Below are 12,731 nucleotides of genomic sequence, written 5' to 3'. Positions count from 1 at the left end.
GTTTTGATTTGCTACCGCCTCGAGGGCTACTTCCAGTTTTATTTTCGGAATCATATTCTCTGAGGTATTCCTGAACAGTGATAGGGCTTATCCGAAGTGCTTTAGCAAGATTTTTTGTTGAGATACCCTCATCATAGCCCAAAATTACACAAAGCCTATTCCGTTCAGAATAGTCTTTTGGATGCTTTAACTTGTGTTCTAAGTCAGCTCTCTGGCTAGGGGTCAGTTTTTTCATGCTCAATAGCTTAACACAAAACAAAATATTTTTTTATACGATTGAATCGGAACCAATATATAAATGATAAACCCAAACCTGCCTTTCACTATCCCTCTCTATGGGGTGATCGAATGCTTTTACCTTCTTCTGAAGCTAAGTGATTAAAAGAGACACTTTTTTTTAAAAGTGTCCTTCAATCTACAAGAACCTTTTTATAATCCGAGAGAGATCTTGATAGGTAAGATAAATAAAGAGAGTAACTAAAAATACGACAAAGGGAATAACCAGCTTCTGCATGGTTTTTGCCTTGATCGGTTTTTTAGTCATCCACTCCCAAACAGAAAAACAGATATGACCTCCGTCTAATATTGGAATAGGCAGCAGGTTTAAAACGCCTAAATTCAAACTAATCATCCCCAGCCAAAAAAGAGCTTCTTTGCTTCCTTCAGCCCAACTTGTATGCATGATTTCTACGATTCCAATTGGACCTGTTAGAGCCTTTGGGGTTAAAATTCCAGTCATAAGAGCCGTTATTGTTTTACCCATTTCTTGAAAGGCGCTGGAAAAAAGCGCTAAAGGAGAAGGATTATAATTTACTTTACAATCAGCTAAACTTACACCTAATCTAAGCTCTTTTTGTTGATCTTGCCATGTTTTTAAGGCTTGATCTTTAATCTTAGGATCTTCAATGGCATCAATCATCTTACGTTGTTCTTGCAATTGATGCGTATGAAACATCTTGATAGATTCTGGCAAAGGTAATTGATTAAATGGCTTAGGCTGTACTGGTTTGAGTAAATGTAGATTTTCAACTGTTTTTATTAACTCATCTGTTCCAATGGAATGAACAATCTTTCCAAGTCCACGCCAATCTACTTGATCGATAAATGCTTTATCGGCTGTTTTCCAAGAAAGAGTCTCGAGCGCTTGGCTATCTCGAGAGACAACTATTTGTACTAAGTGAGTTTGTAGTTGGTTTAGCAATTCATATCCTGAATGAATTCTTACCCCATCAACAGCTATGATTTGATCATTTGCTTCTAAAGGCACTTCTAAAAAAGATCCTTTTTTTAATTCATGCATCTGTTCTTGAGAATCATTATTGAAAAAGGAAATTAAGTGATCTACCTTGCAATCCGAGGTGATTTGATAGGGAATAAAATACAGATCATTTAGCTTGCCTTGTATTTTAGCTTCGTTTTGCCAATCGCTAATCTCATCTTTTTGAGATGTATTTATCCGTAAATCGGAAACTCTTAAGCGAGGAACTCTTGTTAGAAAAACCTCAGAACCTCTTTTAATTGTAAGCAAGGCTTTTTTTTGATTAATTGTAGATACTAATTGCTGCCTTGAGAAAACAATCTCTCCATCTACCCACACAATGCGATCTTTATTTTGGATCCCGCTATTTTCCATGGGAGATCCTGCAGGAATACTTGAATTCACAGCGCCTATGCTTTGAGAATAGATCAAAAAGTTAGCAGGTTGCACAGCTTGCATAATCAATCTGCTTCTCTCTATTCCTTTTAGTTGATTTGTATCGTTGCAAATTAGAGTAAAAGGGTGTTGTTTTTGATCTAGATAATTGATTTGGGTCCCTTGAATCTTAGGGGCTTGTTCTTCTAGAGCGACATACGCATAGAGCTGTCTAAATTGTGATAAAGGCTTATTGTTAATTTGCGTAATACGATCCCCGGGATAGATCTCTGAAAAGCAAGCTTCTAAATCAGAATCAACCCAACCTACAATTTGCGTATGATCTGAAAAGGAATCTTGCCTTCCTCCAGAGAGCCATAAGATACAAAATATGAATAAAGCAAAAACAGCGTTTATCAAAGGCCCCATAAAAGCGACTTTAATTCGTGCCCAAGGTTTTTTTGCGTAAAAACTATTAGGGATTTGATAAGGCTCTAAAGTTCCTTCTTTTTCCATTCCTGCAATTCGTACATATCCTCCAAAGGGGAGCCAGCACAACTGCCATTTCACACCCTGGTATTGCCAATCGCAAATGGGACTACCAAATCCAATAGAAAAAACTTCTACTTTCATTCCTTCTTTTCGAGCCATCCAATAATGACCAAACTCATGAATAAATACGATAAGACCAAGTCCAAAAGCTGCTAAAATAAAATAGATCACGCTAAATATCATAATATATGCCTATACCTTTTTAAACAGAGTTTGCATGTAGACGACCAAGTCTATCTGTTTCTAGAATTTTTTCCAAAGTTAGCTCTCTCTCTGGTCGATACTTCATTAATAGTTTTTCTAATCTATCTGAAATATCTATCCAAAGAATTTCGCCTTTTACAAATCTTTCCACTAATATTTCATTCACAGCATTTAAATAACAAGGGGTTGTTCCTCCTTGCTTTAATGCGTAATAACAAAGATTTATACATTTAAAACTAGGATTCGGCGCCAAAAACTCCAGTTTGGAAAAATTTGTATAATCAAACCGCTCAATTAGGCCTGGATAACGTTTAGGATGGCTCAGTGCGTATTGAATAGGAACTAACATAGTAGGAGCTGACATTTGAGCCAACATCGAACCATCAATGAACTCAACCATACTATGAATGACACTCTGCGGATGAATAACAATCTCTATGTTTTCAGATGTAATACCAAATAAAAAATGCGCTTCGATCAATTCTAAACCTTTATTCATTAAAGTTGAGGAATCAATAGTATTTTTTACCCCCATCTGCCAAGTAGGATGCATAAGGGCTTCTTTTAGCGTGACTTGACAGAGCTTATCGCGAGAATAGCCTAAAAAAGGTCCACCAGATGCGGTTAAAAGCAATCTTCTCACAGACTTATGATCTTTTCCTTCTAAGCACTGAAATAAAGCGCTATGTTCACTATCGATGGGAAGGACAGAAGCTCCATGTTCTTTCGCAGTACGCATGATGAGTTCCCCTGCAGCTACTAGAACTTCTTTATTAGCTAAAGCTACGTTTTTTGCCACCTTTAGAGCGCTTAAAGTAGGCTCTATCCCTACACTTCCAGACATAGCGGATACAACGATATCAGCTTCTTGAAGGGAGGCTACCTCTTTTAATCCTTCTATACCTGTAACAATTTTTTGTTGGGGCAGGCGTTTTTGTAGTTCAAATGCTTTTTTCTGATCATAAACTGCAATGATCTGTGGCTGCCATTTATGTGCTTGTTGTTCCAAAAGATCAATTTGAGAATGAGCAGCTAATGCAATTGGCTTGAAACCCTCAGGTTTAAGATGATCAATGACATCTAAAGTTTGGGTTCCAATGGAGCCGGTACTGCCTAAAATAACTACATTTTTTTGCTTCATACAGTACTCATCTTAATTCTAAGTATTTTTTTTGTTTAGCTAATCTAGAGAGAGTGACGGATCTTTTTATTTTAATAAACAATAAAGAAGCAGAATAAATAACCGTGATCACAAATACAACAAGGCCAGCTGTAGATAAGGACATATCATGCACAGAGAGTAAATGTCTGGCCATAGCTACACTTAATAGAGAAGAAAAAGATCCAATCATACAAGAGTAGAAGATCATGGGCTTTAAGCGTTTTGTAAAAATCCGTGCAATGAGAACAGGGCCGACAAGCAAGCTTAACACCAATAAAACCCCCACAGCACGAAACGCTCCAATCACAGTAGCCGCAGTTAAACCCATTAACAGATAATGAAATAGAGAAGGCCTTACTCCTAAAACCGTTGCAAAGCAAGGATCAAAAATAACCATTTTAAATTCTTTGAAAAAGATCCCTACTACAAATATATCTAATAAAACAACCCAAGAAATAAGTTTTAAATCATCTAGATGCAGAGCATCTACATTACCCATGACAGCTTCTATTCCTAAATGTGTGCTCTTTGTATACATAGTTACAATTGTCACACCTAAGGCAAAAAAAAGAGTAAATATAAGCCCAATACTTGCATCTTCTTGCAATCTTAAAGAATGAATGAGAAATTGTGTAAGTACAGTTGTAAGTATAGCTGTGATAAAAGCTGCTAATAATAAAACATAAACCCCAATGACAACCTGGGTTTGTTGTTGAGAGAAAAAGGCCACCATTAAATAAGCCACACTAATCCCTAATAAAACCGTATGAGATAAACTATTTGCTAACATAGTGCTTTTCTTTAAGACGAGCAAACTTCCCACAATTGCGCTTGTACAAGAGATTAAGCTTAATACAAAGATCTGTAATTCATCGGATACTATTTCTGCCATAGAGAGCTGTCCGCTAAAAAAGAGAAATAAGCGTTGTATAAATATTGCAAAAAAAGAAAAAAAATCTTTAGCAAAATAGGGATTCATAATGTTGTTTCCCTTGCTGGAATGGGCTGCGAATGAGGATCTTGTTTAGGATCATTTAAAAGCTCTGTAAGCTGAGCTTCTATCTCTGGGCTGATGATATGCTCCATCCCTTCCGCACTTCGATGTACTTTCTCTATACCCTGTCCTAAATAAACTAAATATGCCTCCCACAGTCTATGCAAACGTATAACCCTTGCTGCTCTTTGGACCCCATCGCTAGTTAAATTATACTTAAAATCTATTTTTTTTAGCCATCCTTGTTGCTTAAGGTATCCAAGAAGAAGAGTGGTATGAACATAGGACAAACTAGATTTTGCTTGTATCTCTTTTTTGGACAACCCTTCTTGAAGCTGCAACTTCCACAGCAATTTAAGCAGGTTTTCTTCCTTGCAATTCCATCGAAATCTAGCAATTCGCCATAAGCGAAATGCAAAACCTCTTGTAGGGCTAAAAAGTAAGGAGAAAAAAGCTAAAAATATAGCTACTAATAGAATCATAGGTCCTGTTGGAAAAGAAAACCTCTCATTACCAAACCATTTAGGTACTTCAAAAGATAAGTAATTACCTAAAAATCCACTAACAGCTCCAAAAATAGCAGATAAAATAAATATCTTACTTAATCGATTGCTCCATTGACGTGCAGCAACAGAGGGTGCAATCAACATACCGGACATCAAAACAACACCTACACTTCGAATCCCAATGACAATCGCTAAGACAAGAAGGAAAAATAATATCGTTTCAATCAATCGTACAGAAGTATTTAAAACCCTTGAAAAATCCCGGTCAAACAAAACAAGAATAATAGGTCGGTAGCAAAGCAAGATAATAGCTATAACAACCAAAGTTAACCCTGCATAAATCCAAATATGGGACTGAGTCATAGTAGCTACTTGTCCATATAGAAACATTTGTGCCATTTTATAATAAATGACATTTGTCGTTTGCATACGACTTGCAAATAAAACTCCTATTCCAAAAAAAGAAGAAAGAATAAAGCACAGGGCTCCATCATCTTTTACTCTAGTTAATTTCTGCATCTTTTCGAGAAACCATAAACCTATACAAGCAGAAATAAACCCTCCGACTAAAACGCTTAAGGAAACCAAATCGTATTGTCCAGGGAAAAAAGTGGATAAAAAGAGCAAAGATAAAATAACCCCTGGATAAGCCGCATGGGATAGAGCCTCTCCTAACAAAGAGCGCTTGCGCATAAGAACAATGACTCCTACAATAGCACTTGACAAACACATCAGCATGCTAGCTATTGTTGGTGCTTGTAAAACAGGATCGGAAAAAAACTGCCACACAGAAGATAAAATCACGATATCCCTGTGGTCTTATTTTGTGTTAAATGAGCCGCCTCATCTAATAAAACATGTGATCTTCCAAAAGTACGCATAATCATATCAGAACAAAAAACCTCCTGCACAGGACCATTTGCAATCAAACATGTATTTAATAAAATGACCCAATCAAAATAGGTTTTTACCGTTGATAAATCATGATGCACAACAAGTAGAGTTTTTCCTTGTTCCCTGAGCTTATTCATCAAAACCACAATAGCTTTCTCTGTTGCTATATCAACTCCTGCAAAAGGCTCATCCATTAAATAAAATTCTGCTTCTTGCATAAGAGCTCGAGCAATAAATAGCCTTTGTTGTTGTCCTCCTGACAATTGGCTAATCTGTCTATTTGCAAAAGAGAGCATCCCTACTAGGCCCAATGCCTTTTTTGTAGCTTCTCTATCCGCTGCTTTAGGCCATTTCAAATATCCTATCTTGTTATATCTACCCATCAAAACAAGCTCAAAAGCTGTAATAGGAAAATCCCAATCTACAGAAGAGCGTTGGGGTACATAGGCAATTTTCTTACGAGATTTTTTAAAAGGCTGATCCAAAAAAGTAATGGTACCCGATAACACATCAACCATTTCTAACATAGCCTTTAAAAGAGTGCTTTTTCCTGCTCCATTAGGCCCAATAATTCCCACGAGTTTGCCTTTTGGAATAGTTAAATTAATGTCCCAAAGAACCGCTATTTTTCCATAAGTCACAGTAATATTTTCTACCTCAATAGCATTTTGCATGTAAGCCCTTAGTTTTTTTCCCATTCTGAAAGAATTGTACTTGTATTATACCACATCATATCCAAGTAATTACTGGCCCCGCTATCTTTTCCTCCCATTGAATCGCTATAAAGAGAAGAACTGGCCATATGGACCTTGAGTCCTTTTTTCTGGCAATCGTGAATGATCTTGTTCAATGCATCTCGATTAACACTGGACTCAGGGAAAACCGTCCGGATATGCTTTTCTAATAAAAAATTTACAATGTATTGGATATCGCTTGAGCTTAATTGTCCATCTGGAGCTAAACCCTCCGGTGCATTTACTCGGCTTTGCCAATACTCTTCATCAGGATTTGCTAAATAAGCTCGCGTAAAATAATTAAATGCATCATGACTTGTAACAAGATAGCGTTGAGATGAAGGGATTTCATGCATTGCATGGTAAATCTTTTTGTCCATTCTTTGCATCGCTTCTAAAAGATTTTTTCCGTTATTCTTATAAAATTCTGCCGATTCAGGGTCTAATCTAGAGAATTCTTGTACGATGGGATCTATGATTAGACTCCATAATGAAATATCCATCCAGATATGGGGATCAACTGTCCTGTCTATATAAATAATTTCTTTTGGAACTAGGCGAGCTACTACATCTCCTAAAGCAATGGCATTTTTATGATTCAATAAATGATTACTTAAACTAGCTCCATGTTCCAAACCCAAACCATTATAAAACACAATAGTTGCCATCCGGAGTTTTTCATCATCTCCTTTGACCATTTCGTAACTATGAGGATCTATTTGACCTGAAATAAGAGACATGTGTAAAACTTTTTCTTGTCCAATTTGTCTTACAATATCATCTATCATAGCTACAGTAGATAACACTTTAATTTTATCACTAGATTGCATCCATTGATTAAATAGATTTGACGATACCCTCGTTTTACTACAACAAGATAGCAGAAAAAGACCGCTTAAACATGCTATAGAAAGAAAAGATCCCACTATTCTTATCCACTTATTAATCATTTAGACCAAGCTCTAACTTTTTAAAAAAAGTCATTTTATCAATTATTGTCAGATTAGTAAACCCGTAATTATTTCTAAACACGGAGTAATCCTAAACCCTTTCATTCCAAAATTCAAATGCAAAACTAAAAAGCTAAGCGATATTAGCAATATGCCCTTAGAATATATAAATGACTTTGTTTTCAAATTGAATGGGAATAAATTAGCAAACATCTGTCTTAAAAATTAAGCGGAATTTTAAAAAATTCTGAATAGACTAAATCTTTTTAAAGATTTTTTGTAAGATACAAATAATTATTGCAAAAAAAGAACCTTGTCATAAAATCAAAGGAAATTGCTTTGAAATTTAAAAGTCATATAGAGAATCTTAAGCATTTAAAAAAGATAAATTCATAACTGTATTAGTTATCTGTAAAATTAAGATTGAAAATAAAGAAACAATTTAGTTTAATCCAAAGACTCAAAGGAAAACAATTTGCAACAAAAAGGGACGCCTCTTATGAGCCATAAAGAAGACATAGTCGAGCATAAAACAAAAAATTTAAAAGAAATTGAAGAAATTATCGCAAAAGCAATTAAAAAAGTCAATGGAAGAAAAGAGAATGACCTCTGCAAGTATTTACCGATGACATCAGGTGGTTATATGCATCATTTTACTTTAAGAAAAATGAAAACGCGCCAACCTCATGAACTGGGTTCTATGCTCGAAAAATATATTATTAATTCAGAAAGACCTGCTACTGTCCCTCCTAAACAACGCGCTGCTAGAGGCTCTCGCAAACGTCGCGATCAGCTCACCTTTACCCGTAATCAAATTGAAAGAATGCTCAATATTGCTCGTTTAGCTGGAGATAAAGAAATGGTTTCCATTTTAGCCCCTAAAAAATCTTTAGCAACTTGTAAAAGAGAATTAATTGCTTCTATTCGTCATTCTCGAGTGGAGCCTGATTTGTGGAATGCCTATGTAGAGTCCTTAAATACTCAACAAAATCCACCTACTAATGCTTCTCTAATGGATATTCTCTCTGCTATGCAAGGCAACAAGTAATTTATCTAAAAACACCTGTTTGTTGGCTTTTTAATAACTTAAAAAAGCAGGTGTTTTTCTTATTTATCTCATTATCAATGTTTTAAAATTAAAAAAACCATTTACCTGAATAAATAAACTCTTAACATTCCATAAATTACCCTTGAAAAGAAATAAATTTGTGGTATAATTGATTAGTTATATCGTAGATTTGAAATGTCAAACATTATTCGCTTAAAATATTTTTAAGCCTATCGCAATCGACTTCAATTTACAAAAAAAATTGTTTGAATCTTGTCTAAAGGATTATATTATATGTCAGAAACAAAAAAAACAGAATTTGGAAAATGGAGATCCTTTCTTTGGCCCGTGCATAATTTCGAGCTGAAAAAGTTACTCCCCATGTTCTTTCTCTTCTTCTTCATTAACTTCAACTACACAATTTTGCGAGATACTAAAGATGCTCTAATTGTTACAGCCCCAGGTTCTGGTGCTGAAACCCTTCCTTTTTTAAAGGTATGGGCAGTTTTGCCTATGGCTGTGCTTTTCATGATCGTTTATTCTAAATTGAGTAATATCTTTAGCAAACAAAAGCTTTTTTACTCCACGATCTCTCTCTTCATTGGGTACTTTGCTTTATTTGCTCTCGTATTTTATCCAAACCGTGAATTTTTCCATCCTAATGATCTAGCCGACAAGCTACAAACAATCCTTCCTCAAGGGTTTAGCGGAATGATTTCCATGCTTAGAAATTGGACCTTCTCCCTTTTCTATGTGATGGCAGAATTATGGGGAAGCGTAGCTATATCCTTACTTTTCTGGGGTTTTGCTAATGACATTACCAAAGTGTCTGAGTCTAAACGTTTTTATACTTTATTTGGGTTAGGAGCAAACGTAGCCATGCTCTTTTCTGGTCCTGCTATTATTTACTTCTCAAAAATGCAAAAAGGGCTTGCTGCGGGAATTGATGCATGGGGAATTACCATAAATTACATGGTTGGTATGGTATGCCTTTCAGGTCTTATCATTATGGCAATTTATAGATGGATCGACAAGAATGTCTTAACAGATAGCAGATTTTACGATCCTAACGAACTTCGCCGTGTAAAGAAAGAAAAACCCAAAATGTCTCTTAAAGAGAGCTTTTTATTCCTAACTCGTTCTAAATACATTGGCTGCATTGCCGTTTTAGTAATTGCCTATGGAATTGCGATCAATTTGGTAGAGGTAACCTGGAAAGGACAATTAAAGCTCCAATATCCTAATGGCAATGACTATCAAGCCTTTATGGGACAATTCTCTACAATTACAGGAGCTATAACCATCTTTATGATGTTATTTGTCGGAGGTAATGTAACTCGTCGTTTTGGTTGGAAAGTCGGTGCTTTGATTACTCCGATTGTTCTATTGGTTACAGGAGTGGGTTTCTTCTCATTCGTGATTTTTCGCGATTCTTTAGCAGGCATGATTGCTCTTCTGGGAACAACACCTCTAATGCTAGCTGTGATATTTGGTACTGCTCAAAACATCATGAGTAAATCCGCTAAGTACTCCTTATTCGATCCTACAAAAGAAATGGCTTATATCCCCCTTGATCAAGAATCAAAGGTTAAAGGAAAAGCTGCTATTGACGTTGTAGGAGCTAGATTAGGTAAATCTGGTGGATCGCTTATACAACAAGGGTTAATAGTAACCTTTGGTTCTTTAGGAGCTGTTACTCCTTATATTGGTGGTATCTTGTTAGTGATTATCCTTGGTTGGATATTTGCAGCAAACTCTCTTGGTAAGCAATTTACCAAACTAAGTGCTGAGAAAGATGAGCAAGCCAAACTTGCAGCTGAATCCATTTCAACAGAAGCAGCCGTTAAATCAAATGTAGAGCAAGAGGTAACTACTAGCTAAAGTTTTTTCCTTTTACTCTTTGATAAAAACCCTTTTTCTGTCCATACGGAAAAGGGGTTTTTTATTTGAAGACAAATGCAATAATTGATATTGAGCACTTTAGCCAAAATTAGTAGAATAGCATCGACTTTAATTCTTTAGGACCTTCATGTTTACATACAATCGCAAACAGATTCGCAATTTTTCTATTATTGCGCATATCGATCATGGAAAATCCACGATTGCAGATAGATTATTAGAAATTACCGGTACCATTTCCGCTCGTGAAATGCAAGATCAAGTTTTAGATGATATGGACCTAGAAAGAGAGCGCGGGATTACGATTAAAGCACATCCTGTTACGATGTATTACCGAGCAGATGACGATAAAATTTATCAAATGAATTTCATAGACACTCCAGGGCACGTAGACTTTTCCTACGAAGTATCTCGTTCTCTTTCTGCTTGTGAAGGAGCTTTACTTGTCGTTGATGCAGCACAAGGTGTACAAGCTCAGAGCTTAGCAAATGTGCATTTAGCCATTGAACGCAACTTAGAAATTCTTCCTGTAATCAATAAGATAGACCTTCCCTCTGCTGATGTAGAAGGAGTAAAACAGCAAATTGAAGATGTCATTGGTTTGGATACATCTCATGCCATTTTATGTTCTGCTAAAACCGGAATAGGAATTAAAGATATTTTAGAACAAATCCTTATTTTTATCCCCCCCCCCTCCGAACCTTTAAACGATACCCTTCGTGCACTGGTTTTTGATTCTCACTACGACCCATATCGCGGGGTTACCGTCTATATACGCGTCATGAGTGGAGAGATTCATAATAAAACCCTAATTAAAATGATGGTTACAGACAAGGTCTTTGAAGTTCTAGAAGTAGGTGTTTTTTCACCGAAAGAAAAACCAGTTGATGTATTAAGGCCTGGAGAAGTGGGATATCTTCTAGCAAATATTAAAAATACAGCCGATGTGAAAATCGGTGATACTATCACTTCTTCTCGCAAACCAGCTATTGATCCTTTACCTGGATTTAAGATGATTTTCCCTGTTGTTTTTGCAGGTATTTATCCAGTTGATTCTTCCGATTTTGAAATGCTAAGAGACGCTCTTTTCAAACTCCAGCTCAATGACTCTGCTCTGCATGTAGAACAAGAAAGCAGTATGGCTTTAGGATTCGGTTTCCGCTGCGGATTCTTAGGTCTTCTACATTTGGAAATCATTTTTGAAAGACTTCAAAGAGAGTTTCTCTTAGACATCATCACAACAGCTCCCAGTGTTGTCTATAAATTTACCCTAACCGATGGTAAAAATCTGCTGATTGATAATGTGGCACATTATCCCGATCCTACTTTTATTGAATACATTGAAGAGCCTTGGGTAATTTGTCATATCATGACTCATTCTGAATACTTAGGTGCTATTATGAGTTTAGGAATGGATAAACGCGGAGAGCTCACTAAAACAGAAACAATCGATGCAAAGAGGCTACTATTAACTTATAGATTCCCCTTAAATGAAATTATCATCGATTTTAATGATAAACTGAAATCGGTTACTCGAGGCTATGGTTCTTTCGACTACGAGTTTGAAAAATATGAGATCAGCGATATGGTAAAATTAGAGATTCGCGTTAACGAAGAGCCTGTGGATGCTTTTTCCTGTCTTGTTCACCGCACAAAAGCTGAAGCTAAAGGAAGAGCTATCTGTAAAAAACTAGTCGATGTAATCCCCATGCAACAATTTAAAGTGCCAATCCAAGCTGCTATTGGAGGGAAAATTGTAGCCCGTGAAACCATCCGCGCATTGACTAAAAACGTCACTGCTAAATGCTACGGTGGAGACATCACGCGTAAACGCAAATTATGGGAAAAGCAGAAGGAAGGTAAAAAGAAAATGAAAGAAATTGGCAAGGTGAATATCCCTCAGTCTGCTTTTATGGAAGTACTTAAAGCTAGTAATTAGTTTGATAAAAAATACTCAGATATATATTAGTGCCGATTCAAACGGCTAGCTTAATGGGGTTCAAGTCAACGACTTGAAACTTGTCGTTTATCCTACATTTCAAAATATCTGTTATTTTCGGTATCTCTTCTAAGAAGAATCCTCTAATTGCCTGAAAAAAAGTCACCGACGTTTCGTAATATCGATTGTATACCGTCTTTTCCCTTAAGAGCTTCC

10 protein-coding genes are annotated in these 12,731 nt (G+C 36.2%); 3 read left to right on the top strand and 7 right to left on the bottom strand.

Annotation, left to right across the window (positions count from 1 at the left end):
* The 7 genes from RHOW815_RS03655 to RHOW815_RS03625 form a co-directional block, all read right to left on the bottom strand.
* The coding region (locus tag RHOW815_RS03655; protein ID WP_215216994.1) for a helix-turn-helix domain-containing protein at window positions 1-235 on the bottom strand (235 nt) is incomplete at its 3' end.
* Window positions 236-415: 180 nt separating this feature from the next.
* Complete coding sequence (locus tag RHOW815_RS03650) at window positions 416-2,368, bottom strand: site-2 protease family protein (RefSeq protein WP_215216993.1); 1,953 nt, start codon at window positions 2,366-2,368, stop codon at window positions 416-418.
* 19 nt (window positions 2,369-2,387) lie between these two features.
* Window positions 2,388-3,530, bottom strand: a complete 1,143-nt coding sequence (dxr, locus tag RHOW815_RS03645; protein WP_215216992.1) for a 1-deoxy-D-xylulose-5-phosphate reductoisomerase — start codon at window positions 3,528-3,530, stop codon at window positions 2,388-2,390.
* Window positions 3,531-3,537: 7 nt separating this feature from the next.
* Entirely contained in the window at window positions 3,538-4,530 is a 993-nt protein-coding gene (locus RHOW815_RS03640) for a metal ABC transporter permease (RefSeq protein WP_215216991.1), read from the bottom strand.
* Window positions 4,527-5,855, bottom strand: coding sequence for a metal ABC transporter permease (locus RHOW815_RS03635; protein WP_245397505.1), 1,329 nt, complete (start codon window positions 5,853-5,855; stop codon window positions 4,527-4,529). Before RHOW815_RS03635 ends, RHOW815_RS03640 begins: the two co-directional genes overlap by 4 nt.
* On the bottom strand, window positions 5,852-6,619 hold the full coding sequence (locus tag RHOW815_RS03630) for a metal ABC transporter ATP-binding protein (protein WP_215216990.1): 768 nt from the start codon (window positions 6,617-6,619) through the stop codon (window positions 5,852-5,854). Before RHOW815_RS03630 ends, RHOW815_RS03635 begins: the two co-directional genes overlap by 4 nt.
* Window positions 6,620-6,627: 8 nt before the next feature.
* Window positions 6,628-7,509, bottom strand: coding sequence for a metal ABC transporter solute-binding protein, Zn/Mn family (locus RHOW815_RS03625; RefSeq protein ID WP_220017540.1), 882 nt, complete (start codon window positions 7,507-7,509; stop codon window positions 6,628-6,630).
* Window positions 7,510-8,128: 619 nt separating this feature from the next.
* On the opposite strand from RHOW815_RS03625, the gene RHOW815_RS03620 reads away from it, so the two are divergent.
* The 3 genes from RHOW815_RS03620 (at window position 8,129) to lepA (ending at window position 12,515) form a co-directional block, all read left to right on the top strand.
* Window positions 8,129-8,677 (top strand): hypothetical protein, encoded by a 549-nt coding sequence (locus RHOW815_RS03620; RefSeq protein WP_215216988.1) that lies wholly within the window; start codon window positions 8,129-8,131, stop codon window positions 8,675-8,677.
* Between the two features lie 294 nt (window positions 8,678-8,971).
* Entirely contained in the window at window positions 8,972-10,558 is a 1,587-nt protein-coding gene (locus RHOW815_RS03615) for an NTP/NDP exchange transporter (protein WP_215216987.1), read from the top strand.
* A 148-nt stretch (window positions 10,559-10,706) separates the two neighbouring features.
* The gene (lepA, locus tag RHOW815_RS03610) at window positions 10,707-12,515 is read left to right on the top strand and encodes a translation elongation factor 4 (RefSeq protein ID WP_215216986.1); all 1,809 of its coding nucleotides are present in this window, start codon (window positions 10,707-10,709) and stop codon (window positions 12,513-12,515) included.
* Window positions 12,516-12,731 lie beyond the last annotated feature (216 nt).

Origin of the sequence: Candidatus Rhabdochlamydia sp. W815 (assembly GCF_018642185.1) — a bacterium.
GTDB classification, from domain to species: domain Bacteria; phylum Chlamydiota; class Chlamydiia; order Chlamydiales; family Rhabdochlamydiaceae; genus Rhabdochlamydia; species Rhabdochlamydia oedothoracis.
This window is presented reverse-complemented; position numbering and strand designations above follow the sequence as displayed.

Bases quoted from the DNA above. Each gene is read 5' to 3' on its own strand.
- RHOW815_RS03650 (WP_215216993.1), bottom strand. From the start codon at position 2,368: ATGATATTTAGCGTGATCTATTTTATTTTAGCAGCTTTTGGACTTGGT.
- dxr (WP_215216992.1), bottom strand. From the start codon at position 3,530: ATGAAGCAAAAAAATGTAGTTATTTTAGGCAGTACCGGCTCCATTGGA.
- RHOW815_RS03640 (WP_215216991.1), bottom strand. From the start codon at position 4,530: ATGAATCCCTATTTTGCTAAAGATTTTTTTTCTTTTTTTGCAATATTT.
- RHOW815_RS03630 (WP_215216990.1), bottom strand. From the start codon at position 6,619: ATGCAAAATGCTATTGAGGTAGAAAATATTACTGTGACTTATGGAAAA.
- RHOW815_RS03625 (WP_220017540.1), bottom strand. From the start codon at position 7,509: ATGCAATCTAGTGATAAAATTAAAGTGTTATCTACTGTAGCTATGATA.
- RHOW815_RS03620 (WP_215216988.1), top strand. From the start codon at position 8,129: ATGAGCCATAAAGAAGACATAGTCGAGCATAAAACAAAAAATTTAAAA.
- RHOW815_RS03615 (WP_215216987.1), top strand. From the start codon at position 8,972: ATGTCAGAAACAAAAAAAACAGAATTTGGAAAATGGAGATCCTTTCTT.
- lepA (WP_215216986.1), top strand. From the start codon at position 10,707: ATGTTTACATACAATCGCAAACAGATTCGCAATTTTTCTATTATTGCG.